The sequence below is a fragment of the Paenibacillus sp. FSL E2-0151 genome, from assembly GCF_037993015.1.
GTDB lineage: Bacteria > Bacillota > Bacilli > Paenibacillales > Paenibacillaceae > Paenibacillus > Paenibacillus amylolyticus.
This window is the reverse complement of sequence record NZ_CP150308.1, coordinates 3,948,320-3,974,433: the sequence shown is the minus strand read 5'-3', so window position 1 is coordinate 3,974,433 and position 26,114 is coordinate 3,948,320. Positions and strand designations below refer to the sequence as shown.

General features: G+C 46.6%; 21 protein-coding genes. 16 read left to right on the top strand and 5 right to left on the bottom strand.

The features are described 5' to 3' along the window. The first annotated feature begins 179 nt into the window (after positions 1–179). The 5 genes from MHI55_RS17915 (at position 180) to MHI55_RS17895 (ending at position 6,491) form a co-directional block, all read left to right on the top strand. A complete protein-coding gene (locus MHI55_RS17915; RefSeq protein WP_340386536.1) occupies positions 180–1,865 on the top strand; it encodes a hypothetical protein in 1,686 nt (561 codons plus the stop codon). A 160-nt stretch (positions 1,866–2,025) separates the two neighbouring features. Then, on the top strand, positions 2,026–2,448 hold the full coding sequence (locus MHI55_RS17910; RefSeq protein ID WP_076217086.1) for a cell wall hydrolase: 423 nt from the start codon (positions 2,026–2,028) through the stop codon (positions 2,446–2,448). Between the two features lie 135 nt (positions 2,449–2,583). Then, positions 2,584–2,982 carry a spore coat protein GerQ gene (gene gerQ / locus MHI55_RS17905; protein ID WP_235193948.1) on the top strand — a complete coding sequence of 133 codons (399 nt, stop codon included), beginning with the start codon at positions 2,584–2,586 and terminating at the stop codon, positions 2,980–2,982. A gap of 233 nt (positions 2,983–3,215) precedes the next feature. Further along, positions 3,216–4,799 carry a sigma-70 family RNA polymerase sigma factor gene (locus MHI55_RS17900; RefSeq protein WP_340386534.1) on the top strand — a complete coding sequence of 528 codons (1,584 nt, stop codon included), beginning with the start codon at positions 3,216–3,218 and terminating at the stop codon, positions 4,797–4,799. Positions 4,800–5,174: 375 nt separating this feature from the next. Beyond that, entirely contained in the window at positions 5,175–6,491 is a 1,317-nt protein-coding gene (locus tag MHI55_RS17895) for a hemolysin family protein (RefSeq protein WP_036613746.1), read from the top strand. 70 nt (positions 6,492–6,561) lie between these two features. On the opposite strand, the gene MHI55_RS17890 is transcribed toward MHI55_RS17895, so the two are convergent. Then, positions 6,562–7,212: a hypothetical protein gene (locus MHI55_RS17890; protein WP_340386532.1), complete on the bottom strand. Its 651-nt coding sequence runs from the start codon at positions 7,210–7,212 to the stop codon at positions 6,562–6,564. Between the two features lie 233 nt (positions 7,213–7,445). Between MHI55_RS17890 and MHI55_RS17885 the strand changes: the two genes are divergently transcribed. Next, complete coding sequence (locus MHI55_RS17885) at positions 7,446–7,958, top strand: hypothetical protein (protein WP_340386530.1); 513 nt, start codon at positions 7,446–7,448, stop codon at positions 7,956–7,958. Between the two features lie 2 nt (positions 7,959–7,960). On the opposite strand, the gene MHI55_RS17880 is transcribed toward MHI55_RS17885, so the two are convergent. The 4 genes from MHI55_RS17880 to MHI55_RS17865 all read right to left on the bottom strand — a co-directional run bounded on the left by MHI55_RS17880 (position 7,961) and on the right by MHI55_RS17865 (position 12,284). After that, positions 7,961–8,914: a hypothetical protein gene (locus MHI55_RS17880; RefSeq protein ID WP_127550687.1), complete on the bottom strand. Its 954-nt coding sequence runs from the start codon at positions 8,912–8,914 to the stop codon at positions 7,961–7,963. Continuing rightward, positions 8,892–9,482 (bottom strand): sigma-70 family RNA polymerase sigma factor, encoded by a 591-nt coding sequence (locus MHI55_RS17875; RefSeq protein WP_017688141.1) that lies wholly within the window; start codon positions 9,480–9,482, stop codon positions 8,892–8,894. Before MHI55_RS17875 ends, MHI55_RS17880 begins: the two co-directional genes overlap by 23 nt. A 246-nt stretch (positions 9,483–9,728) precedes the next feature. After that, entirely contained in the window at positions 9,729–10,961 is a 1,233-nt protein-coding gene (locus tag MHI55_RS17870) for an aminopeptidase (protein WP_127550689.1), read from the bottom strand. A 90-nt stretch (positions 10,962–11,051) separates the two neighbouring features. Then, positions 11,052–12,284, bottom strand: a complete 1,233-nt coding sequence (locus tag MHI55_RS17865) for an aminopeptidase (protein ID WP_339186921.1) — start codon at positions 12,282–12,284, stop codon at positions 11,052–11,054. Positions 12,285–12,500: 216 nt separating this feature from the next. Here MHI55_RS17865 and MHI55_RS17860 point away from each other — a divergent pair, with 216 nt between their 5' ends. From MHI55_RS17860 to MHI55_RS17815, 10 genes are all read left to right on the top strand, one after another. Then, the gene (locus MHI55_RS17860) at positions 12,501–12,767 is read left to right on the top strand and encodes a hypothetical protein (protein ID WP_081746005.1); all 267 of its coding nucleotides are present in this window, start codon (positions 12,501–12,503) and stop codon (positions 12,765–12,767) included. A gap of 180 nt (positions 12,768–12,947) precedes the next feature. Beyond that, entirely contained in the window at positions 12,948–13,757 is an 810-nt protein-coding gene (locus MHI55_RS17855) for an MBL fold metallo-hydrolase (RefSeq protein ID WP_339186922.1), read from the top strand. A 181-nt stretch (positions 13,758–13,938) separates the two neighbouring features. Next, a complete protein-coding gene (locus tag MHI55_RS17850; protein WP_074095412.1) occupies positions 13,939–14,949 on the top strand; it encodes an aldose 1-epimerase in 1,011 nt (336 codons plus the stop codon). A 132-nt stretch (positions 14,950–15,081) separates the two neighbouring features. After that, positions 15,082–16,470 (top strand): class II fumarate hydratase, encoded by a 1,389-nt coding sequence (gene fumC / locus MHI55_RS17845; protein ID WP_017688147.1) that lies wholly within the window; start codon positions 15,082–15,084, stop codon positions 16,468–16,470. Between the two features lie 176 nt (positions 16,471–16,646). Next, positions 16,647–19,391 carry a CHASE3 domain-containing protein gene (locus MHI55_RS17840; RefSeq protein ID WP_339186923.1) on the top strand — a complete coding sequence of 915 codons (2,745 nt, stop codon included), beginning with the start codon at positions 16,647–16,649 and terminating at the stop codon, positions 19,389–19,391. Positions 19,392–19,612: 221 nt separating this feature from the next. Then, positions 19,613–21,235, top strand: a complete 1,623-nt coding sequence (locus MHI55_RS17835; RefSeq protein ID WP_339186924.1) for a PucR family transcriptional regulator ligand-binding domain-containing protein — start codon at positions 19,613–19,615, stop codon at positions 21,233–21,235. A gap of 239 nt (positions 21,236–21,474) precedes the next feature. Further along, positions 21,475–22,980, top strand: coding sequence for a factor-independent urate hydroxylase (pucL, locus tag MHI55_RS17830; RefSeq protein WP_339186925.1), 1,506 nt, complete (start codon positions 21,475–21,477; stop codon positions 22,978–22,980). Next, positions 22,980–23,357, top strand: coding sequence for a hydroxyisourate hydrolase (gene uraH, locus MHI55_RS17825; RefSeq protein WP_340386528.1), 378 nt, complete (start codon positions 22,980–22,982; stop codon positions 23,355–23,357). Before pucL ends, uraH begins: the two co-directional genes overlap by 1 nt. 43 nt (positions 23,358–23,400) lie before the next feature. Continuing rightward, entirely contained in the window at positions 23,401–24,804 is a 1,404-nt protein-coding gene (gene allB, locus MHI55_RS17820) for an allantoinase AllB (RefSeq protein ID WP_339186927.1), read from the top strand. Next, positions 24,801–26,108 (top strand): Zn-dependent hydrolase, encoded by a 1,308-nt coding sequence (locus MHI55_RS17815; protein WP_339186928.1) that lies wholly within the window; start codon positions 24,801–24,803, stop codon positions 26,106–26,108. The genes allB and MHI55_RS17815 overlap by 4 nt, the downstream gene beginning before the upstream one ends. Positions 26,109–26,114 lie beyond the last annotated feature (6 nt).

The window sequence follows — 26,114 nt, the reverse complement described above, 5'->3', positions numbered from 1 at the left end:
TAAGCTGTCCCAACTTCAGAGTGATAAGCCCAAGTTAAGCACTTGGGCTTATTTGTTTTTAATAACTCGGTTGCTATAATAAATGTGATTTTACAACAGTAGAGGAATGGAGGGAGTATATGTTCGGGAAACAATCCCGGAAGGTATTTTGGCTGTTACTGCTGATCGGAGGGATGATAATGATAGGTAATGAGTCACCTGCTGAAGCTGACGGCGCAGATATACGGGCGGCCTGGGTATGGCAGGCACAGTCTGTTAGCAACGGAGATGAGCTGTTGGCCAATGCAGCTAAACATAAGATAAACAGGCTGTACGTGAATGTAGACATGACGCTGTCCAAAGAGGTATACCAGACGTTTATAGCCAAAGCAAGCCGTGCAGGTATTGCGGTTGAAGCGCTGGGAGGCGATCCATCCTGGGCACTAAGTGGCCGTGAAGGTCCCATGCTCAGATTAGCGTCTTGGATAAGTGATTACAATCAAGCTGCTGAACCCAACGAGCAATTTAATGCCATACATCTGGATATCAAGCCCTATGTGTTACCAGCCTGGAAAGAAGATGCTAAACCACTGGTACAATCCTGGGTAGCCAATATGAATCTGTTATTTGAGCAAGTGAGACAGGATGGCGCAGTTGCAGTGAATATTGACCTGCCATTTTGGCTGGATTCCTATACCGTCACAGGAAATAGAGTTTCTGAGGATGCAGATAACGAACCATTGTCACGTTGGTTCATTGAACAAGTGGAGCATGTCACTTTACTCGCTTACCGTGATAACGCGCAAGGGAACAATGGTATCATACGTTTGATTGAACAGGAAATGAACTGGGCCGATGCCAGCAATGTGAGCGTCACGGTTGGGTTGAACACCAAGCCCATGCCTGGCGAGGAGTTCACGTCATTTGCCGGGAAAGGTGCAGCACAACTGGAAAGTGTTATTGAAGAAGTTGCCTCCGCATTCGGCGAGCATAGTTCCTACGCAGGTTCTGCTGTACATGACATCGTATACTGGGGACAACTGGAGCCGTCGGAACTGCCATCACCGGAGACTCCATCCAATCAGCCAGAGATTCGGGGAACGTATATCTGGGAGGCCTCTCAGGTGACGAATGACGGGGGAGAGCACATACTAGCATTTGCTAGAGAGCAGAATATTAACTGGTTGTATGTCCGGTTGGACCTGGATCAACCCTATTCCAGCTATCGTAGTTTTGTGAAACGGGCAAAAGCGCAGGGCATAGAGATCCATGCGATGGGTGGACATCCGATCTGGGGCAAGAAGGAGAATCGTCCACGCATTAAGCGCTTGATTGATTATGTGAAAAACTATAATGCTGAATCCGAACCGGATGAACGATTTGAAGGCATCCATCTGGATATTGAGCCTTACACTTTGCCAGAGTGGGAGAATAGTCGGGACACCTTATTGACCGAATGGGCTGCCAATATTACATTTTTCCAGGAAGAAACGAAGAAGGACAGTGATCTCGAAACAAGCGCAGACCTTGCTGTATGGTTGGATAGCTTCGCGTTGCCAGGAAAGGATACATCTGTGGCTGAATTTATGATCCGTACACTCGATCATGTGTCGCTGATGGCTTTCCGTAACAACGCCGAAGGTTCCAATGGGATTGCTGCTGTTGTGAGTCAGGAGATGGAGATCGCCGATCGTTTCGGTAAAAGGTTGATGATTTCGGTCGAAATGAAGCAGAACCACGAAGGTCCTCATATTTCTTTTTATGAAAAAGGGGCAGCGGAGATGGAACTTCAGCTTGCCAAGCTTCCTGATCTGCTGGCCGAATATCAGGCTTACCAAGGCAACATTGTTCATGCCTATGATTATTGGATTGAAGCCAAGCCTTAAACAGGCGAGTATTATAAGAAACGAGTTGCTTCGGGACTTCACCTTGGGTGAGGTTCCGGGCTTTTTTTTATGGAAAAAAGATGGAATCGTGTCACCGAATGGGCTCCTGCACAATACGATGTACGGTGATGAACAGCTGAAACAAGGGAGGAAACAGACTATGGCTGTTATTAAAGCCAACTCAGAGGACGTCAAGCTGCTGGCTAGGCTCATGAGGGCAGAGGCTGAAGGTGACGGCGAACAGGGTATGTTGCTTGTGGGCAATGTAAGTGTGAACCGGGTGCTGGTGGATTGTCTGGACTTTAAGGATATTCGCGATATCAATCGTATGGTATTCCAGAATCCAGGAGGCTACGAGTCAACACAGAAGGGGTACTTTTACCAACGGGCAAGACAGTCCGAGATACGTCTCGCACAACGGGTGATTAATGGAGAGCGCTTCTGGCCTGCCAGCAATTCATTGTGGTTCTTCCGACCTGTGGCCGAGTGTCCGGCAACGTGGTATGACCAGCAAAATACAGGACGTTTCAAAGCGCATTGTTTCTTCAGTCCTTCAGGCGAAGACTGTCCGGAAGTATATTAAATTTTGGGAGGAATCATCATGATTAATCAGCCTTATCAACCAACAACTCAAACACTGGGTCAGCAAGCCAATTCTGTGATGGGTCAACAAGCTAATTCTCAGGTTCAAGGTACGTCTTACAAAATTGGTAACGGAATGCCTGCCATGTCACCAACGCCAGGGATGGTATCACCAAGCTCCACAAGTGTACCGCCACTCGTATCCAGTGGAAGCCCAATGACACCAACAGGTGCAGTGATTACAACAACGGCTCCACAGTTTGAGCAATCATACATTGAGAATATTTTACGTCTGAACCTTGGTAAATTCGGTACATTCTACATGACATATGAAGGCAATAAAGAATGGAACGCTCGCATATTCCAAGGTATTATTGAAGCAGCGGGCCGTGATCATATTATCATCAGTGACCCGAAGACAGGTAGAAGAATCATGCTGTTGATGGTCAACTTCGACTATGCTACATTTGATGAGCCGTTGTTGTATCAATATCCGGGCGTGGTAGGCAATTACCCGCAAGCTCCAAGCAGATAACCATTTTCACCTCATCATGTTGATTGATAACTGACATGTCACATGTCTAACACATACTGATTTACTTCGCTGTCCTGAATGTGGAGGTAATCCGCAGACAGGACAGTTTTTTACATAAACATATATACGAAGGTTACTCTAGGTTTAGAGTTATACGTAACCTTTTGGCGATAACATGGCACTTATACATGAATAGAACAAGCAGCATGCTTATATGAAGGGAGTCCATAGCATTGAATTCATGGATTGAAGGAGCGATGAAGGGCGAAACTGATGCTTACGCACAACTGATGTCTCAATATCGCGGGATGGCTCTTGCTGTTGCCTACAATCGTTTAGGAGATACATTTTGGGCTGAAGATGTCGTACAGGAGGCATTTACTGAAGCCTTTGGCAATCTGTCCAAGCTGGAAGCTCCTGAGGCTTTTCCCGGGTGGTTCAAGGTGATCGTGGAGAGGCAGTGTTATCGCTGGCTAAGACGCAAGCAACATACCATGATTCCAGTTCAGGAGCTGGAGCATGTATTCCATGAAGAGGATCAGGCGCATAATCCGGAAAAACAAGCGGTGCAAAACGAAATGCATCGTACCCTGCGTGATTCTATTGCAATACTGCCATCATCGATGCGGATTGCTGTTGAACTGTTTTATTTGGAAGGATACTCGCTCAAGGAAATATCGGATTTCCTCGGGGTCAAGGTACCTGCATTAAAGAAAAGACTGTTCGATGCCCGATCCAAACTTAAGCGCTCTATGCCAGTAAGGGATCTGGTCTCTGTATTCAGTGACTTGTATGAAGGGGGAAAAGGATTGTTACACATTATGAATGGGGATCACGCTGCCAATCGTTTAAGAGAGAGTGGAATTCAGGGAGACATCCTGGTATGGAGAGAGTTGTACACGTTCGGTCCGGTAGCCAAAGAGATGGGAGATACGAAGGAGCGGCAGACTCGGGCATCCGTGTTAGAGCAGCAGTTGGGCATTCCACAGGCGGAATACTTGAAGATCGAGGAACTTGAACGCAAGTTGAATTCGTTTCAACAATACAAGGAAATTGTCTTATGGTTCGAATACGATCTCTATGATCAGACGATGTTATCTTATCTATTGCATTATTTCAAAGGACAAGCACTCCAGAATACGAAACTGAATTTACTCTGTATTGACTCGTATCCAGAGATTGAGCACTTTAGAGGACTGGGACAGCTTACCTCCACACAGATTGAACGTCTGTCCGGCAGTTGGCATGTGATTGAGAAAAACGAGTTACAAGCCGGTGCACAGTTCTGGCAAGCCTATACGTCGACTGATTTCCGGCATCATCTGGATTACTTGCAGGCAGATACTTCTGCGCTACCCTTTGCGAAAGCTGCCTTTAAGGCACATTTGTCCCGTCTGCCATCTGTATCGAACGGTCTGGGACTCATTGAGCAGACAACACTGGAAACCATTAGAGCAGGTGTGGAGCATCCGTATCCATTATTTCGCGAGGTAGGAGACAAGCTGCATATTCTCGGGATGGGTGATCTTGAATACTGGGCACATCTGAAGCGGATGACAGAAGGACCTCATGCTCTTCTTCAGATGAGCGGTGCAACCACTTTCCCTAATTTCAAGCAGCATGATGAAAAATTCCGTGACGGAATCCTGTCGCTAACGGAACTCGGAATTCAGGTGTTGAATGGAGAAGTCGATTGGGCACTGCTGAAGCAGGATGAATTCTGGATCGGTGGATTGCATAACGCAAGCGGGAAACAAGCCAGATGGCGCTGGAACCCCGTTTCGGAAACCGTAGTGGAGATTGAGTCGACATCGTAATCAGCAGATAGAATCTGAGAAAATAAAGTATTGCAAAAAGAGAGTATCCAGCCATGTCGAAGCATGAGCGAGGATGCTCTCTTTGGTTTGGTTATGGTAGATCATTGTTTGTGAAATGTTAAAAAACAGCGTAATCGAGACTTTTGTTCAAGAAAAAAGGCGTTTGTGCTATTTCGTTGTCATAGGACACGGATTGACTGTGTAGTGTAGAATTATATAATAAAAGAAGCATATCTTTGTTATTCGACAGAACAAGGTGGAGGTGGAAGCATTGGGAAGTTGAAATTGCATATGAGCGGCAGAATGGCAAATATCCTACATTTTCGAAGGAGGTGGACCTATTTGCCGAAGAATGACGGCAAATAGGATGAAAATTTGAGTGACCCCTTACCGAGTATTTTAAATTTAGTAATCATTGGTTTACTTGTATTAATGAATGGTTTCTTTGTGTCGGCGGAATTTGCGATGGTGAAAGTTCGTGGAAGCCGAATTGAGGCTTTGGTGGAAACAGGCAACAAAAATGCCATCTATGCTTCCAATATCGTACGTAATCTGGATGCATATCTATCAGCTTGCCAACTAGGTATAACTTTGGCTTCACTGGGACTCGGGTGGCTGGGAGAACCGGCAATTGCACATCTGTTAGAGCCCATGTTTACCGCATTTGGACTGGGACCAGTCTACGTTCATGGAATCTCTATTGCCATTGCATTTGTGATTATTACGATCTTGCACATTGTACTGGGAGAACTTGCTCCCAAAACGATGGCAATTCGAAAGTCTGAGACGATCACGTTGTGGTCTGCGGCTTTGCTAACGTTCTTCTACAAGTTAATGTATCCATTCATATGGGCACTGAACGGTATGGCTAACGGCTTGTTGAGACTGTTCCGAATGGCACCAGCTTCGGAGATGGACTCCGCACATAGCGAAGATGAAATACGCATTCTGATGAAAGAAAGCAATAAGAGCGGTTTAATTGATAACACTGAATTAGCACTTGTTGATAATATATTTGATTTTACGGATACAACCGCCCGTGAAATTATGATTCCTCGAACGGAAATGATCTGTCTGAATGCCAATGAGTCCATGCTGGAGAATCTGGAGATTGCCAGTGAGAGTATGCGAACAAGGTATCCGGTATATAACGGAGACAAGGATCATATTATCGGCTTTATTCACATTAAGGATCTGATGCGATCCCAACTTACGGATACCATCTCCGTGATCCGGCCCATCCTGGCTGTGCCAGATACCACGCTAATCAGTGATCTGCTCAAACGTATGCAGCGTAGCAAGACACAGATTGCGATTCTGATTGATGAATACGGCGGAACCTCCGGCCTTGTCACACTTGAAGATATCATGGAAGAGATCGTAGGCGAGATTCAGGATGAATTCGACCATGAGCGTCCTGTCATTGAACAAGTGGATGAGATGGAATACTCTATTGATGGATTGATGCTGATTGAAGAAGTCAGCGAACGATTCGGACTGGAGATGGATCGTGCCGATTACGATACCATCGGGGGCTGGTTATACTCCAGAGTAGATGCCATTCCACCTGAGGTTGGTCAATCGGTTGAGTATGGGGGTTATGTATTTGTCATTCAAGAGACAGAGCATAAGCGGATTTCCCGAGTAAATGTGATTAAGCTGGAACTGTTGGTTGAAGAAGAAGGCGCGTAGCCGGATCGAAATTGTAACAAATGAAGCTGTATGGTGACGTAATGGTCATCGTACAGCTTTTTTTGCATGCTCATGATTCTTTGGGTGCATGAATGACAATATCGGCGTAACGATTCTCCGTGACCAAGCTGTTCTCGATAGAAATTCGCTTATAAGTGACGTAAACATTCTCTCCCGGAGCAAGATCATACTGGATATTCAGCTTTTTTCGAGTGGATTGGGTTGTTATCGGTGTCTTAATGGTGATGATGGCGTACATAGGCGTATCGACAAAAGTAACCTCGTGAGAATTGTAGTCCCCCACCTTAGTGGTGGATAACACGGGATTTTGCTTAAACTGGGTCAGGTGATCATTCACCATGCCAAGTGTTACGGGTAACACATAAAACAGAAGTACCAGAGGCAGAAGGGAGAAAGCAATCCCGAAAACACGTAAAAATTTGACATGGGAAAGGGTCCGTCCGCTCTGCTTGAGAAAAAGAAAAGCAAGGATGGGGGACAGTACAAGTCCCCAGATCATAAAGGGCAATACATAGCGGTCAATCCCCATGCTTATCCAGCTTTCCCGAGCTGTAGCCAAGAAATATATTAAGGTCCCTGCGGTAAGTGCACTCACCAAGATAACAAGCCAACGTTTGAACGAGCCGGAAACTTCGATATGTAGTTGATTCGGATTGGAGCTGTGACGATGCCTTCTGGATTTGAATTGAAATTTACTCAAGTTATACACCTCATTTGCAAATCTGGTTGGTTCATATGGTTTCGTGTATCCATTACCCAATACATACGGGCTGGAATAATTTAGGTTTCAACTATGCTGGAGATGCATGCAAAGATAAAAGACGCTGCCGACAGAAACATCGGAGCGTCTAATTTTTTTTTGAAACCTGTCACCCGATCCGTCCGTTTATACCCTTACACAAAATCAAGTATGGAAGCGGAGGATGGATCAATATGTGGAAAATGAAAACAAAGAGTGCAGCATCTATGCTAAAAATAACCCTTGTTGTCTTGTTAATGGTGCCAACAATCCTGGCTATACCTACGTCCGAACCAGCCGTTGCAAGCCCGATAATCAACGTGTCCTCTGGTGCCCTTACAGCTCCGCCACCGCCAGAACCATCCATCCATTCGCTTGCTACCAATTCCGAACGTGGACATATCTATCAAGCGGTCGGTGCAGTCATTCCGGGGGGTGGACTATCGGCTATCGTCAATACCAAGACCATGACATATACAGCAATGAAGACACTTTCCGTAGATTATCGACTTGAGCGCTGGACAGGAACAGCATGGGTAACTTTCAAAACGGGTTCCAACAATGCAACGAATACAAACTTATTGAATGCCGCATCGGATTGGACCGTAATGCCAGGATATTATTATCGCGTTACCAGTATTCATACAGCGTATGATGGAAGTGCCACGGAAACAAGCAAACATGTCTCTGGCACCGTGTTATTTTGATCTTATCGACGGGTGCTACCCGGAAACTTCTGCTCTTGAAAATCGTTGGCAATAGCAGTCATTTCTTCTTCCGAAAGGGTGCCAAACAGACTCATATTGTTTGAACCCATCATCCACTGAAAGGAGTTATAAGGTGGGCCGATATACATCAGTGCTTCCGAGCCATCCGCCAGCTTTACGGTGCTCATATCACGAAGCATGGCTCCTTCAATTTTCTCCCCAGGCATGACATAGATATAATCAAACTGGATAATCTCATCTTCTATGCTTTTGCCTTCACTGGTATATTGAACTCTCATTTGGTTGGACTCATAATAATCGTCTGGATTCACAGGGTTTTCAGTATCAAGCACGAGTTCGAATTTGACCTTGTTGAATCGCTCGGGAATGGCCTTGGATAACAGAAAGTCACCCATGAACCCTTCGCGTGCAATCTCTTCCGTAACAAGTACTGGACGAAACTGATGGCTCGATAACTCATACGAAGGTGTATTAAGAGCTTCTTCTTCTTGTACCTTAAGAATGTCGTCCAAGCTGGTTTCTGGTGGTGGAGGCGTTTTGGCTGTTGACGGATCAGCCCCCAGTTGGGTCGTACGATCCTCAATGATAATGGATTTCATGCCATTGCCCCAATCCTTGATGGATTGCACAAAAGGGGATACCGCTTGCGTACCGGACGGCAGGCTGAAAATAACGGCCCCGATAGTTACGGATGCAGCGACTACAACTGAAAGTCGCAAGGTACGTATTCTTTTTTTACGTAAACCGATTCTGTTAATTTCCCTGTTTACCTTCTGCCAGGATTGCCGCATGGATTCGGTATGGGAGGCGGAAGGGGCAGAGACGGCCTGATGGAAAGCTTCATCAAAAGCCAGGTCAAACGCAGCGTCGAAATATTCGTCTTCCAGCTCTGAATCGAATCGCTCCACGTTTTTATCGGACTTGCCTTTGCTCAATGCTTCCACCCCATTCCTTATGTAATTTCTTCTTAATACTGCCACGGGCTCTGAACAAGCGTTGCTTCACAATGTCTTCGGAGGTATCCAGCAGTTCGGCCATCTCTCGGTAGGAGAGACCTTTTTTCCACCGTAACTCCACCAGTACACGATATTCCGGTTTGAGCTGTCTGAGATAATATTCAATGGACTCTTCCATCATCTGCGTTTCTACCATGCTTTCCACGGAAGCTGCGGTCTGATTCATCGTCTCCATATCTATAAAAACACTATCCGTATCCAATTGGTTACGGTTATTTTTATTTTTTCTCAGATAATTAATAGCTGTGTTCCGTGTGACAACCTTGAGCCAGGCTTTCAGTTTGACCTCGTCTTCAAAGATGGGTTTGTTTTTAATGATTTTGATAAAAGCTTCCTGAATAATATCTTCTGCTGCAGCACGCTCCTTGATGATATAAACGATAAGACCATGTACCATATTATAATATTCATAATACACTTCTTCTTGAAGTGCAGAGCCTAAATTATGGAAATCTGAGGCTAGTAATAACTGGAGCCGATTGGCCATGATGTTCTCCTTTCTGGTGAACAGTCCACAAACATTGGTATCATTACATTTTACAACATAATATGGAAACGGTACAATGGGAGGTTGGTCAGGGAAAAACCAGATGAGAGAAGTGTGTATAACATGCGGGAAAGTTGGCTGAAAATTAATAAAAGGCCGTCTCGCCAACCATGAATACATGGTTGCAAGACAGCCTTTCGACTATTCAGAGAACATACATTACGGGAGATAACTCTCCGCGATCATTTAGAACGCCCAGTCTCCCTTAAGGAAGATGGCTTCACGTTCGCCGTTTGCCGTGATACCGTAGATGTCCGTCTCGGGAGAGCCCATCATGAAGTCCACATGGGTGATGCTGGTGTTCATGCCACGGGCTGCAAGCTCTTCAGGAGACATCGTTTTGCCACCTTCGATATTAAATGCATAGGAACTGCCAATCGCAAGATGGCACGACGCATTCTCATCATACAATGTAGTGTAATACAGGATGCCACTCTCAGAGATCGGTGAATGGAAGGGAACCAAAGCGACTTCGCCGAGGTAATGAGATCCTTCATCCATGGAAATGAGTCTTTCCAGCGTATCCTGACCTTCTTCAGCATGAAAATCAATGATACGTCCGTTCTCAAATGTGAGCGAAAAATGATCAATGATACTGCCGCCATAGCTGAGTGGTTTGGTGCTGGACACTTTGCCATTAACGCCATGTTTGGCTGGAGCGGTGAATACTTCCTCTGTCGGGATATTCGCGACAAAAGGGGTGCCTTGCTCATTCACGCTACCTGCCTGCGCCCAGATATGACCTTCTGGAAGCTCGACAGTAAGATCCGTCCCCGGGGAGAGGAAGTGTAATGCTTGATACTTCTTGTTGTTCAGGGCAACGGCTTTGGTCTCCAGTCGTTCAATATGCTGTTCCCAAGCCGCTACAGGGTCCTCCAGATCGGCTCTCACCGCAGCAAAAATGGCTTCCCACAACTGGCTAACCTGCTCAGCTGCCGGGAGATCCGGGAATACTTTGGCTGCCCAATCGGGCGAAGGACATGCCACACCCGTCCAGCTCATTTTATCCGCCTGTTGATACTGACGGTACTTGGCCATCGCCTGACCATATGTACGCTGATGAGTGGAAATCCGCTCCGGGTCAATACCTTTCATCAGGTCTGGGCTGGATGACAATACGGTCAGGAAGGCTGCATTATTGGCCGCCAGTTCTTCAAGCTCCGCTGCATGCCATTTCGGCGGCTCTTGGAAGGATTCCTCAGGGGCCATTTCAAACCGCAATCGATTGACGGTTTCATCTCCGTATTTTACAATCACCTGCTTGGCTCCAGCTTCATATCCCTTACGTACCAGCAAACGTACAAATTCAGCGGTATCAATCATCGCAGAGATGACAAATACTTGCCCTGGTTGCACATTAGCACCTACTCTTACAGCAAGTTCAGCGTAACGATCCAGTTTTTGTTCAAAACTTAACATATGAGTTCCCTCCAATTGTTGAATTTTTGACCTGTTGACGCAGGAAAAGAGAGGAGTAATCTCCTCTCTCCTAAATCACATCAAACGGGATTAAAATGCCCAGTTTCCTTGGAGGAAGATCGGCTCTTCCGCGCCTTCGGAGGTCACACCGTGGATGTTCATTTCTCCGGATCCAATCATGAAGTCTACATGAGTGAGGCTGGAGTTCATGCCACGTTCAATCAGCTCTTCTTTGGACATCGTTTTACCACCTTCCAGACAGAAGGCATAGGCATTACCAATCGCCAAATGGTTGGAGGCATTTTCATCAAACAAAGTATTGTAGAACAAAATATTGGTATCGGAAATTGGGGACTGATGTGGAACGAGAGCTACTTCACCCAGATAGTGTGCGCCATCATCTATCTCGATCAGGTTTTTGAGTGCATCGAGACCTTGATCGGCGGTATAGTCAACAATTCGGCCGTTCTCGAATGTTAGTGAGAAACCGTCAATCAGGTTGCCGCCGTAGCTCAGTGGTTTCGTGCTGCGCACTGTACCGTTAACACCCGTTTTCAGCGGAGCCGTGAATACTTCTTCCGTAGGCATATTGGCAATAAAGACATGTCCTTGCTCATTCACACTTCCACCGGATACCCAGATATGGCCTTCTGGAAGTTCAATGGTCAAGTCTGTGCCTGGAGCTGTATAGTGAAGCTTCTTGTATTTTTTGTTGTTCAACAGATCAGCGCGGGAATCCAGGTTTTGCAAATGGGTTTTCCATTCGGCAACAGCATCCTGCTCACCGATCCGTACCGTTTTGAAAATGACATCCCACAGGCGGTCCACTTGTTGCGCTTCCGGCAGATCCGGGAACACTTTAGCTGCCCATTCCGGAGAAGGAACGGCCACGATAGACCAGCTGAATTTGTCAGCCATCTGATAAGAACGATATTTTTCGAGCGCTTTGCCGCGCACTTTTTGGCTAGTAATAATGCGTTCCTGAGCTACACCGTTCAGCAGATCTGGATTTTCAGCGATGACGTGCAGAATAGCGGCACCTTCTTCAACGAGTTCAGTCATTTCAGCTGCAAACCATTTCGGTTCAATGGAGAAAGCTTCATCAGGTGCAAGATCGTAATGAAGACGTGTAACGGTTTCATCACTCCAGTTTACTTTGACCAATTTCGCACCTTTACCGTAGGCTGATTTGACAATCAGTCGTACAAAATGTGCTGCCGAGATTGGAGCGTTAACCACGAGTGTCTGTCCAGGATGGACATTGACACCGACTTGTACAGCCAGTTCAGCATATTGCTGCAGATTCGTTTCAAAAGTATTCATGCTATTTTTTCCTCCAATGTGATAATAATATCGTAGCTTGTTGGCTATTATAGTCCTCATTACAACTATGTAAGGACTCAGAATGGTTCCTTCATTGAATAAGGTATACGTTGCTACGTTATATATTGTACAATTAACCAATAATAATTACCAAACTAGGTTTACCAGAAATGTTGGAGACCGACTGTAGATGAAAGATTAAAGGAGAGAATGATTGTGAATATTGAAATTATAAGTACTGAAATGCGCCGTGAAGGTGAAAAAGGATACGTGGGAAATACCGTTTACCGCACAGAAGGCGAAAAGTCAGTATATGAGATTACCTTCATGAGCAAGAACGGAAAAGACTGGGACTATAGCTTGCATTTCACGGAGCAATCCGGTGATGAAGAAGAGTTACTGCGTATGGACGAGTTGCTTGAGAATGATGACGATCTGTACAATCAATTGCTTGATGCTGCTTTGGAGGCATTTCCAGCTTAACTAGCTGAGATGTTCTTGTTCTATTGTGTTGTGTCGATGACTATACTAGACGGTGTATGCCCAAAACAGGGTGTATACCGTCTATTTTATTGGAAATGTTGAATAGATGATCCAGAAAAGGGAAGTCTACGAGATGAATGGAACCAGAGAGACAATCCGCCTAATGGGAGGTAACCGTGAATGGCATCTGACAATCTGATTACAGAAGGGTTGACGGGACTTGAAGAAGTCGCGCCCGATATTCTCAGTCTACGTACACTATTCGTTAATGTCGTGTTCATCGGAGAGCCAGGAAGCAGGAACTGGGTCCTCGTGGACACCGGAATGGCGAGGTTCACGGATCATATTGTTCAGGTTGCAACAGAACGATTTCAAGGTCCGCCGTCTGCGATCATATTGACGCATGGTCACTTCGACCATGTAGGAACCGTTATTGAGCTGGAACAATTCTGGGGTGTGCCAGTGTATGCTCATCCGCTTGAAATTCCGTATTTAACGGGATTAAAAGATTACCCGCCAGCGGACCCTTCTGTAGGTGGAGGTTTAATGTCCAGGTTGTCATTCGCTTATCCTAATGAGGCAATCAATCTGGATGATCGGATATTCAGTCTACCCAAAGATCATTCCGTTCCAGGTCTATCAGGATGGGAATGGGTGCACACGCCAGGTCATACGCCTGGACATGTGTCGCTGTTTCGGGAAGCGGACCGTTTGTTAATTGCGGGAGATGCAATCATCACAGTGAAGCAGGAATCGCTGTGGAGTGTGTTGCTTCAGGACAAACAGTTGCATGGCCCGCCTTCCTATTTTACAACCGATTGGCAGGTTGCTCATCAATCTGTCCAGCATATAAGGCATCTGGAGCCGAAACTTGCGATTACCGGGCACGGGCATGCCTTGAGCGGAGATATGCTGAGTGAATCCTTGAAGCGGCTTGATCTGGACTTTGAAGAGAGCACTGTGCCGGATCATGGCAAATATGTGGATTAATTGAACCATCATATGAAAGACAGGAAAAAGACAGCCGTAACGTATTACAGCTGTCTTTTTCCTGTCTTTTTTGTCTTTCTATTATGAATTTGTTCTCTATCATAGATTGGTATTTTACGCTCGGGCATGATATAGTCGAGCCGTATAATATAACCTTAGTATGCAGGAGGTACATATAACGATGACACAGCAAAATGCAGCATTTGAAGAACAATTTGGAGGGATACCAGCCATTTGGCTTCGTTTTAATCAGTTTGAAGCGGCAGTTATTCCAAGCGTAGGTGCGAACCTCGTTGCTTTCCGTGATACAGAAAAGGGTTTTCGTTACTTGAGAGAACCAAATCAGGATCAGATGGATGAGTTTATGGCTGCACCTGCGGTCTATGGAATTCCGATTCTTTCTCCACCGAACCGTTATGAGGATGGACGCTTCCCCTGGAATGGTAAAGTCTATCAGTTGCCTGTGAACGAACCGGCTACAGGTAACCATTTGCATGGATTTTTGCATGATGCCGAGTGGAAGGTTGAGGGATACGGTTCTGATCAGCTGGAGAGTTATGTGTTGCTTAGCCAGGACGTGAAAGAAGGACATACATTCCATCAGTACCTGCCGTTTACGTTTACGGTGACGCTTCGTTACTCTTTGAGCAGCCAAGGACTTCAGCAACAATTGATCGTCCGCAACAACGGGACTGAATATATGCCGAATTTGTTTGCATTCCACACGGCGATTGCTGTACCTTTTGCACCGGACAGTCAGGCCTCGGATTACACGGCCAAAGTTACGATTGGACAACGTCGTGAATTGAATGAGCGTTCCCTGCCAACAGGACAATTTCAACCGCTTACACCTGAGGAAGAACAATTGAAGAAAGACGGGGTTAGTCCGTTCTTTGCTGCCATGGATAATCATTACACGGCGGAGCCGCAGAATGGACGTAACTATATGGAACTTACGGATCACCGTACTGGAGACAAACTGGTATACGATGTGGGTACCTCCTACAAGCACTGGATGATCTGGAACAATAACATGGGTGGCGAATTCTTCTGTCCTGAACCACAGATGAACCTGGTTAACGCTCCTAATGTTGAAGGCATACCTGCAGAAGAAATCGGATTGATCGGTTTGGAACCAGGTGAACTATTCGAACAGAGCAGCCGATTGTATCCAATTGCGTCACAAAAATAATTCACGCTCATTTTGCGCTACGCTTACAATTTTGTCGAAAAGGTGAAAACCTGCTCGTAAATCATGTATAATATGACGAGATACACAAGCTTTGTAGAGACCCAAACCATCTTTTTGGAGGAGGACAAGCAAGTGGAATACCGCATTGAGAGAGATACGTTAGGCGAAATGAAAGTACCAGCCGACAGGCTGTGGGGAGCTCAGACGCAGCGCAGCAAGGAGAACTTCCCGATTGGCAATGAACATATGCCGATGGAAGTTATCCGTGCTCTTGCCATTTTGAAAAAAAGTGCTGCGGCCAGTAACCATAAATTAGGTAAATTATCTGCGGCTAAGTCCGATGCTATTGCTTATGCAGCAGACGAGATTATTGCAGGCCGAATTGATGACCATTTCCCACTGGTAGTATGGCAGACGGGAAGCGGAACACAATCCAATATGAACGTGAACGAAGTGATTGCCAATCTGGGGAACCAACTGCTGGAGCAAAAGGGCAAGGAAGAGCGTCTGCATCCAAATGATGACGTGAACATGTCCCAGAGCTCCAACGATACATTCCCAACGGCTCTGCATGTCGCAGGTGTTCTGGCTGTTGAGGATCAACTTTTGCCAGCAATCGCGGTATTAAAAGCCACTTTTGCAGACAAGTCGGAGGCATTCAAGGATATTATCAAGATTGGACGTACTCACCTCCAGGATGCAACACCAATTACGCTTGGCCAGGAGATCAGTGGTTGGGAAGCCATGCTGGGCAAGAGTGAGCGTATGATCCGTGAAAGCGTACAGTATCTGAAGGAGCTTGCGATCGGCGGTACAGCTGTCGGAACGGGCATTAATGCACATCCGGACTTTGGGGACTTCACTGCCAAGGAGATTGGCAAACATACGGGGAAAGATTTTGTATCTGCACCAAACAAATTCCACGCACTTACAAGTCATGATGAAGTTGTGTATGCGCACGGTGCCGTTAAAGCGCTTGCAGCTGATTTGATGAAAATTGCCAATGATGTCCGCTGGTTGGCCAGTGGCCCTCGTAGTGGATTGGGCGAAATCCGTATTCCTGAGAATGAGCCAGGCAGCTCCATTATGCCCGGTAAAGTCAACCCAACTCAGAGCGAGGCCATTACTATGGTGGTTACGCAGGTCATGGGTAATGATGCAGCGATTGGTTTCGCGGCAAGTCAGGGTAATTTTGAACTGAATGTATTCAAACCGGTTATCATCTATAACTTCTTGCAATCCGTGCAACTCCTGGCGGACTCCATTATTGCGTTTAATGACAAGTGTGCCGTGGGTATTGAGCCTAATCTGGATCAGATTGAACATAATCTGAACAATTCGCTTATGCTGGTTACAGCGCTCAACCCGCATATTGGTTATGAGAATGCAGCCAAAATCGCGAAACTTGCACATAAAGAAGGTTTGTCTTTGAAACAGGCGACGTTACAAACGGGCCTGCTTACCGAAGAGCAATTTGATCAATATGTCGATCCAGCCAAAATGATCGCTCCAAAGGCCTAAAATCAGCCGAAATGAGCAATATAGATCACTGAAGAGGACGACCTGCACAAGCAGGTCGTTTTTCTTATGATTACCGATGAACTTAAAGCTTGTCAGACTATACGTATACATATAAACTACATATGCACCAGTTTTAATTTAATTATGGGATTCGTATATATTTGGAGGTTTCCGCGTTGTCAAAAACGAGAAGATTTACGATACGCTCCAAAATTTTATTGGGCTATCTTGTGGTTGTGCTTTTGTTTGGAGCTGTTCTGTTAGTGCTTACGGCCCAAATTAATGTGTTACAGAAGGAAAATGATTTTATCTCCCATCATGATCTGGAAGTGCATAATCTGACCAACGCGATTGAAAAAAATGTCTTGAACATGGAGACAGGACAGCGTGGATTCATGATTACAGGCAATGAAAGTTACTTGGAGCCTTATTCCCAAGGCCTATCCCAGTGGAGTTCCAACTATGATCAGTTGAATGCTCTCATTAGCGATAATCCTTCACAGCAGCAGAGTCTGCAAAGCATCAAAGCTCATATTACACGCTGGATTGAGATCGCTGGGGAGCCGTCGGTGGACTTGAAAAAGCAAGGGGATCAAGCGAAAGTTGTTGCATTCTTTCAATCTGATCCGGGTAAAACTGAAATTGATCTACTGCGCTCTCAACTTACAACCTTCCGTAATACAGAGATCGCTCTGACCGAGGCGAGGGTTACTGAACTTGCCAGACGTAGCTCCACACTGCTGACGATTATGTACACGCTGTGGGGTATTATTGCAGCATTATCCATTGTAGCCGCGATTGTGATATCCGGAAATATCGTCAAAACGTTGCGAGATGTCATGCAAACCATCAGTGATATCTCCAAAGGTGGAAACCTGAAGCAGCGGATTCAGGTGCGCACACATGATGAAGTGGGAGACCTGGGCCACGAAACCAACAAATTACTGGATGAAGTACAGGAACAGAATCGGGTCAAGGACCAGATTACAGGCATTGCCACACTCTTACAGAACCCGACCAATCTGGAAGGATTGTCCCGCTTGTTCCTGAACGAGCTAGCCATGTTGTTTGAAGTTCCCTATAGCGTCTTATATTACTGGAAAGACAATCGACTGCTGCGCTTGGCTGCATATGCTGGGGATGGAGAGAAAGAACGTTCGCTCGGTAAAGTGTCGCTTGCTCCGGGTGAGGGGCTTGTAGGTCAAAGTGCTGTGGAGAAGCGAGTTCTACGTATGAATGATCTGCCCCAGAACTATATCCGAATCTCTTCGGGTCTTGGGTATACATCTGCCACATCACTTACTGTAGTACCGGTCCTCTTCGAAGGCAGAACGATTGCGGTAATCGAGCTTGCTTCAATGAAGCCGTTGCAAGAGAATGATATGAAGCTGATGCAAGAACTGACGGATATTTTTAGTGTTTCACTACACTCGACCGTCACTCGCATGGAATTACAGCAATTATATGATGAGTCGCAAGTTCTGAATGAAGAATTACAGGCACAATCGGAGAAACTTCAGGCTCAGACCGAAGAGATGCTGTCTCAGACGGAGGAACTGCAGATGCAGACCGAAGAGCTTCATATGCTTAACGATCGTCTGGAAGTACAGAAGAGTGCTGCAGAGACATCAGCCAATGAACTTTCGGTTGTGGCAGATCAGTTACGAACGAGCTCGGGGTACAAATCCGAATTCTTGGCGAACATGTCCCATGAACTGCGGACACCGCTCAACAGCATGTTGATTTTATCTGAGATATTGTCTGAAAATAAAAATCAACACTTGAATAGTGAAGAGCAGAACTATGCTTCAGTCATTCACAAATCAGGAAAAGACCTGCTGAATCTGATCAATGATATTCTGGATCTATCCAAGGTGGAAGCCGGACAGATGGAAGTGGATTTCGATGATGTCTATCTGGGCAGTCTTCCTGAAGTCATGAACCAGTATTTCCTGAAAACAGCGGAACAGAAAAAAATAGATTTCCGGATTCAGCTCCAAAGTCCTTTACCGGAAACGATCGTGACGGATGAGATGAGATTGCATCAGATTCTCCGAAACCTGCTCTCGAACGCATTCAAGTTCACCAGTGAGGGTGAAGTTGCCTTAACCATCTCCAAAATGAGTCTGGCTCATCCTGAATTGAAAGATCAAGAGACCGACGTGATTGCTTTTTCCGTCAGTGATACAGGGATCGGAATTGCGGATAACAAACTCGTGCAGATCTTCGATGCTTTCAAACAGGCGGATGGAGCTACAGCACGTAAATACGGGGGAACCGGACTTGGCCTGTCTATCTCTCAATCGCTTGCGAATTTGCTGGGGGGTTCAATCTCGGCAACAAGTCGTGAGGGGCAGGGCAGCGTGTTCACACTATTCCTGCCACTGCGAAGAGATGAACCTGAGACTATGAATGCATCGCGGTTGTTCCTGAATGAGGTGGCTACCACTACACCTGAGATCAATAAGCTTCCTTCAATCACTTCCGGACAATCGGATGTTTTATTGACACCTCTGGAAGAAGCGTTGCTCAGCGGACGCCAAGTACTTGTCGTTGATGATGATATACGTAATGTATATGCCCTGGCTAACGCCCTTGAGCAATACGGTATGAATGTCATTTCAGCGCAGAACGGGTACGAGTGTCTGGAATTGTTGGAGCGTGGAGGAGTCAAGCCTGATATCATCATGATGGATATTATGATGCCGGAACTTGATGGTTATGAGACAACTCGCCAGATCCGTGAACGACTTGGTCTGACTCAGCTTCCGATTATTGCGCTGACAGCCAAGGCCATGAAAGAGGATCGGGAGAAATGTATTGCAGCAGGTGCTTCGGACTATCTCAGCAAACCACTGAATATCAAAGATGTATTATCCCGTATGAAATTATGGATGAATCACGAAACCATGGAAATCTGATCTAAAAACCTATGCCGATTACAGGAAACTGCGCTGTAATTAGGTCATAGGTTTTATTTTTTTGCCGTGTAAGCTTTATTCAGAAAATTGATGTTATAATACTTAACAACAAATAAAAGTTGAACGCATAAATATGGATTTAATTAGAAAAAAAATGCGAAATTTAGTTTCGTTAACCAGAATGACATAACATTGTGTTATATATATGGGAGGTAGTGTCCATGCAACTTACGGTTAAAGAGGCTTTACAGGTGTACCCGTTGTCAGAGGCCAAACTGGTTGCGGGTGGAGAAGGGACTTCACGGATGATGAAATCCGTTAACGTCATGGACGCTCCTGATATCGCGGATTGGATCAAATCCGGAGAAATGTTGTTTACCACCGCTTTTATTATGAAAGACAGTGAGACGGATGCACTGCGTTTGATGCGGCGCTTGAATGAACGTGGCTGTGCAGGACTTGGCATCAAGCTAGGGCGTTTCTGGCAGTCCATTCCCCAAGGTATTGTCGAGGAAGCCGATCGACTTCGTTTGCCGCTGCTTGAACTTCCTTTTCAATTCACTTTCTCGGACCAGATGAATGCCTTGTTCAAGGCTGAACATGAACGCAGTAATCGATTGCTGCATGAGGTCGTGCAGAAGCAGAAGAAATTAATGCATTTTGCGTTGCAACAGCAGCCACACCGGAATGTGTTTGCCGAACTTGCCACGGTACTGAACTATCCGCTTGCAGTCATTGGTTCTCGTGGGCATGTGCTTTACGGCAGTGAAGGCATTGCGGGAGACGCGTTAACACAGGGCTGGCCTTGGAAATCCGTCATGCACCGAGTGAAATGGAATCAGGGAAGTTGTCATCGCGTACCGATTAAACAAAATGATGAAGAATACGGATCTCTGCTCGTGTTTACGGATTCAGCCTTATCGCTTCGGGCAGAGGAAGAGCTGTTCCAACAGGCTGCGGATGTACTGGCATTCTATATGGATATGACCTATCGTGAACATATTAATCCGACCGTGCAAGATGAGATGCGTACACTGCTTTCACAGTATTTGGACAACAAAATGACTGTTCAGGAATTGGCCACCATGAGTGAAAACAAAGGTGTACATCTGTTCCAGGGAACCTATCAGTGCGTATTGATTACACTTGAGCCGACTCTGTTTGCCGAGGGAAAGCTGCTTAAACAGATTCATCGTGAATTACAATACAATCCGCTGATGCAATTCACGGCCTCACAGCATTTTCAGATCGAAGATGGCATTCTGTCCATCTACACCTGTCCAACAGGGCGAGATTATGGAGAAGAGCTGTCAAGTTTTCTCTTGAGCCGTTTCGGTGATGTTCTGGCAGCGCAAGAAGCAAAAGGGGCACCGGCTCCGCGTTTCTGGATCAGCAAAATGAAACATGAACCCAAATCGCTCCGTGAAGCATACCAGGAGTGTCTGGATACACGACAACTGGCTCGTCGATTCGGTATGAAAGACCGTGCGTTGCAATTTGAAATGCTCGAATTTGCTTACGTTTTTCAACATGTACCGGATAACATTATGGAGAACTACTGTAATAAAGTACTCGAGCCATTACTTGCCAGGGATGGTGATCCCAATCAAGTGCTGATGAATACATTGGAGTCTTTTATAGAAAATGATGGACTGATCAATGAAGCTGCCAAACAGCTGTTTGTGCATCGCAACACGGTCACTTATCGGATGGAGAAAGTCGGCAGCTTGCTGCAAATGGACTTTAAGAAAACGAATGATCTGCTTAAATTAAAGCTGGTATTTACCTTCCGCAAGTTCGTGCGGGACAAAGCAGCTGCAAGACCGCACAATGTCCAACTCTAGACCGCACATTGTGCAACATGACAATGCTACCGGGTTAGACCCCCAAGAACCGCATTCCGTTGATGGAGTGCGGTTTTTTCATGTTCGAGGACAACAAAAGCTGATCTTCCCGTGCACAGCAAACAAATCACAACTCTGATGTTATGTTATATTACAAAATTGCGTAAATATTGTTGTCGCGATATTGAACGGCACTTAGAATGAAGAACAATAATCCACAACAGACCGGAGGTTCTAACATGAGCGACTTAATTAAACTTGTTAACAACTGGTCTACTACACAGTTTGTGCATGCGTTTGGCGGCTTATTTGAGGAATCACCATGGGTGGCTGAGCGTTCCGGGCTTTCACGACCTTTTGATTCATTTGAACAGATGATGAAAGTGATGAAAAACGTGGTTCAGGCATCGGATGACAAGGTGAAGTTGCAGTTGCTTCGAAATCACCCGGATCTTGGAGCACGAATCAGTATGAGCAGCAACTCCGTTCAGGAGCAGGCTGGTGCAGGACTTGATTCACTCTCACAGGAGCAATATAACGAACTTCAACAATTAAACAAAGCATATACAAGCCAATTTGGCTTTCCTTTCATATTAGCCGTAAAAGGCCATACCGCAAGCTCCATCCTCGAATCCATGAGGCAACGTCATCGCCGAGGCAGGGAAGAAGAATTCGAGACTGCATTGAAGGAAGTATTCAAAATTGTGGGCATTCGTTTGGAGCAATGGCTTGCACAGATCGGTCATGAACATGAGTTCGTGAGCAAGCGAGCCGCAGTGCAGCAGCGGACGATGTATTACGGCAAAGGGGATGTGTGGATGTATCGTTCCTACGCCAAACCGTTGACGGGTATCCAGTCCATTCCGGAATCTCCGTTTATGGGACGCAGCAATATTCTGTTTGGATTGAACATCAAGGTGGCTGTGCAGGGGGATGAATTCTTGCCTTCTTTTGCAGAAGGGGATAATTCGCTGGTGGTCGCAACCGATTCGATGAAAAATTTCATTCTCAAACATGCAGCGGATTACACAGGGGCGACGGTGGAAGGATTTCTTGCGCTGGTAAGTCGGCGTTTCCTGGAGACGTATCCGCAGATGAGCAAGGTTCAGATGACAGCGGACCAGATTCCGTTTGAAGATATACCTATTGGATTAGAAGGAAGTTATCGACCGAGTGCGCTCGTATTTCGTTATTCGCAGAATGATCGGGCGACAGCTGCCGTGGAAGCAGAACGATCAGGAGACTCGATTGAACTAAGCAACCATTTCAGTGGTGTAGCCGATCTGAGACTGATCAAGGTCAAAGGTAGTGAATTTGCCGGATTTATGCAGGATGAATATACCACTCTTCCAGAGACATGGGATCGACCGTTATTTATTTTCCTGAACATTAATTGGCGTTATGACGATCCGAGAGATGGTATAGATGATCAGCGTGGACGGTATGTAGCGGCGGAACAGGTCAGAGATTTGGCTGCTGCGGTATTTCATGAGTGTCGATCCGCTTCCATTCAACATCTGATCTACCAGATTGGACGAAGGTTATTAAGTCGATTTGAGCAACTGAGTGAGGTGTCATTTGAATCCAACAATCGGACATGGGAGACAGTGCTGGAGGAAGTGAAAGAGGGAGAAGGCAAAGTATTTACCGAGCCGAGACCACCATATGGATTCCAGGGTTTCTCGATGACAAGAGATGATCTGGGAACAGACGACCGTGACTCCGGGAAAGAAGGTGACGTCTGATGTCGATATCTGGTGGACGAATTACAACACATGTGCTGGATACATCCAAAGGTGTGCCTGCTGCGGGTGTTCGGATCGAGCTGTATACCCTGAAGAGGGATGGAGAACAGGAAAGCAAGATAAAAGTAGCTGAGTCGGTGACCAATGCGGATGGGCGTTTGGATGCACCGCTGCTGGATGGAGGCAAGTTGGAGCCAGCCATATATGAGCTTCAATTCCATGTCGAGAGTTATTACGCACAGCGTTCGTTGGAGGAGCTAGGCCAGGCATTATGGACGATTGTTCCGATTCGTTTTGCCGTATCTGATGCCTCAAGCCATTACCATATTCCATTATTGATAGCTCCAGGAGGTTACAGTACATACCGGGGAAGCTGAATATGCACACATCCGGTTCTGATTCAGGGGGAGGGTCATCCACATGACAATATTTGATACCATCATCCGGGGGGCCCGGGTGGTGCTGAGAGATCGGGTAGAACAACTGGATATTGGCATTACTGGTGAAAAAATAACGGAACTATCCACGCGGTTGACCGCTGGTGAAGCGACTTGCATCATAGAAGCTGAGGGGCTTACAGTGTTGCCGGGTGTCGTGGACATTCATGTACACTTCAATGAACCCGGACTCGCCAGTTGGGAGGGATTTCGATCGGGTTCGGCAGCTCTTGCCGCAGGTGGAATCACGACCTATGTCGATATGCCGCTTAACGGCGTACCACCAACCACAAGGCCGGAAGCGTGGGAGATGAAAAAGAAAGCAGCCGCAGACCAATCCTATGTTGATTATGCGTTCTGGGGAGGCTTGGTTCCCGGCAATCGTGGTGATCTTGCTCCATTGGCAGGGTTGGGTGCTGCCGGATTCAAGGCATTTATGTCTGAGCCGGGAGGCGAAGGGGAAGACATCTTTGCCAGAGCCGATGACCATACGCTACTGGACGGAATGCATGAAATTGCAACATTGAAACGTGTGCTGGCACTTCATGCAGAGGACGAAGGCATGGTTGCCGAACTCGGCGCGAAAAGCATTTCGGAGGGAAAGACTGGACCAATGGACTATGTCCGGTCCCGTCCTGTAGAAGCTGAAGTCATTGCCGTTGCCCGGGCGTTGCAATATGGCAAACAGACTGGGTGTGCGCTGCATTTTGTACACATTAGCACCCGGGAAGCACTGGATTTGATTGCAGAAGCAAAACGGCGTGGGCAAGACGTGACTTCGGAGACATGCCCTCATTATCTGACGTTGATCGATCAGGATGTGGTCCGACTGGGTGCAGTTGCGAAATGTGCTCCACCGCTTCGCAGCTCTTCCGAGCAGGAGCAGTTATGGGATGCACTGACGTCAGGATTAATTGATGTTATTGCCTCAGACCATTCTCCATGTCCGCCATCCATGAAACAATCCGATAACTTTTTTGAAATCTGGGGCGGTATATCCGGGGCGCAAAGCACACTGCTGATCATGCTGGAAGACGGACATCTTCAGCGCAATATCAACCTCCCGTTGCTCGGAAGAGTGCTCTCCCTGCAGCCTGCCAGAAGGCTTGGTCTGGAGAACAAAGGAGAGATTGCGATTGGTAAGGATGCAGATCTGGTCCTGATTGACTGGGAGAAAAGCACAACCCTGAACACGGAGGATCTGCTCTATACGCATAAACAGAGCCCTTATGTGGGACGTACATTTAAGTGTCAGATTGCAGACGTATTTTGCCGTGGGCAGCGTGTTTATAACTCGGAATCCGGTTTATCTCCTGTGCCTGTCGGACAGCACATTGTAGCCTATTCCTCTAGTCCCATCGAAGCGGGAACGGAGGAGACGCCATGACGGAGTCTGGAGTATACCGGTCATCCGGTACAAATAATGCACCTCTTCCTTTGCCGGATGTGGAACAGGTGGAGCTGCAAGCCATGCTTGACTGGCTGTCGACATATGGCGCGGATGCACAGGGTGGCGTTACACGACTGTTGTATGACTCGGCTTGGTGTGAAGCACAAGGTGCCCTTGCTGCCAAAATGCAGGAGAAAGGGCTGTCTCCCGAATTTGACCAGTCTGGTAATCTGTATGGCACACTCAAGAGCGAGGGTAAGGAATCAGCGACGTGTACTGAAGAATTACCTATTGTTACAGGATCACATATTGATACTGTGGTGTATGGCGGCAAATATGATGGTGCTTACGGTGTGGTGGCGGGTGTCCTTGCTTTGGAGTATTTGCAGAAGCATTTCGGAGCACCGAAGCGCACACTTCAAGTGGTATCGTTATGTGAAGAAGAGGGAAGTCGCTTTCCTTTTGCGTATTGGGGTTCACGCAGTATAACTGGAATAACGTCTCTGGAAGATGTAGAGCATTTGAAGGATCAAGACGGCGTTACATTTGCACAAGCGATCCGGGATGCGGGTTTTGGACCTGATAGTGCATATAGACCTGCCGCGAAAAATTACGGTGCCTTTATTGAGCTTCACATTGAGCAAGGTCAGGTTCTGGAACGTCTTGGACATTCGATTGGAGTTGTATCCGATATCGTAGGTCAGAAGCGGTTCAGTATTACCGTAAGCGGGGAAGCGAATCACGCAGGAACGACGCCGATGTCCTGGCGCAAAGACGCACTTGCCGGAGCAGCCGAGATGATTACTGTGGTAAGGAGTGTCGCATTGGATGCAGGAGAACCGCTTGTAGCCACGGTTGGGCGAATCACGGCCGATCCGGGTGTTGGGAATGTAGTTGCAGCACGGGCGGTGTTTTCACTCGATATCCGCCATATCCGGCAGGAGAGTATTGATCGCTGCTGGCAGGATATGCTCCAGGCATTTAGTCGTATCGCAGCCGAGCAGCAGCTTGTACTGGACTGGGAAGAGCATCTATCCGTCACACCTATTCCCATGAACGCACAGATGATCTCAGACATTCAGGATACCTGTGAGCAGGAGCAGTTGTCCTACTGGTTAATGCCAAGCGGCGCGGGACATGATTCGCAGATTTTTCAGCCGGCTTGTCCGACGGCCATGATCTTTGTGCCGAGTCAGGACGGTATTAGTCATAATCCACTTGAATATACAGCTGAAGCAGACCTGATGCACGGTTTTCAGGTTCTGGTCCGGCTACTCTATAAATACGGTTACGGGAGTTGAATGCAG

Excerpts from the sequence above, each read along its gene's own strand:
- MHI55_RS17915 (WP_340386536.1), top strand. The coding sequence starts at position 180 with ATGATAGGTAATGAGTCACCTGCTGAAGCTGACGGCGCAGATATACGG.
- MHI55_RS17910 (WP_076217086.1), top strand. The coding sequence starts at position 2,026 with ATGGCTGTTATTAAAGCCAACTCAGAGGACGTCAAGCTGCTGGCTAGG.
- gerQ (WP_235193948.1), top strand. The coding sequence starts at position 2,584 with ATGCCTGCCATGTCACCAACGCCAGGGATGGTATCACCAAGCTCCACA.
- MHI55_RS17885 (WP_340386530.1), top strand. The coding sequence starts at position 7,446 with ATGTGGAAAATGAAAACAAAGAGTGCAGCATCTATGCTAAAAATAACC.
- MHI55_RS17875 (WP_017688141.1), bottom strand. The coding sequence starts at position 9,482 with ATGGCCAATCGGCTCCAGTTATTACTAGCCTCAGATTTCCATAATTTA.
- MHI55_RS17870 (WP_127550689.1), bottom strand. The coding sequence starts at position 10,961 with ATGTTAAGTTTTGAACAAAAACTGGATCGTTACGCTGAACTTGCTGTA.
- MHI55_RS17865 (WP_339186921.1), bottom strand. The coding sequence starts at position 12,284 with ATGAATACTTTTGAAACGAATCTGCAGCAATATGCTGAACTGGCTGTA.
- MHI55_RS17855 (WP_339186922.1), top strand. The coding sequence starts at position 12,948 with ATGGCATCTGACAATCTGATTACAGAAGGGTTGACGGGACTTGAAGAA.
- MHI55_RS17850 (WP_074095412.1), top strand. The coding sequence starts at position 13,939 with ATGACACAGCAAAATGCAGCATTTGAAGAACAATTTGGAGGGATACCA.
- MHI55_RS17835 (WP_339186924.1), top strand. The coding sequence starts at position 19,613 with ATGCAACTTACGGTTAAAGAGGCTTTACAGGTGTACCCGTTGTCAGAG.
- pucL (WP_339186925.1), top strand. The coding sequence starts at position 21,475 with ATGAGCGACTTAATTAAACTTGTTAACAACTGGTCTACTACACAGTTT.
- uraH (WP_340386528.1), top strand. The coding sequence starts at position 22,980 with ATGTCGATATCTGGTGGACGAATTACAACACATGTGCTGGATACATCC.
- allB (WP_339186927.1), top strand. The coding sequence starts at position 23,401 with ATGACAATATTTGATACCATCATCCGGGGGGCCCGGGTGGTGCTGAGA.
- MHI55_RS17815 (WP_339186928.1), top strand. The coding sequence starts at position 24,801 with ATGACGGAGTCTGGAGTATACCGGTCATCCGGTACAAATAATGCACCT.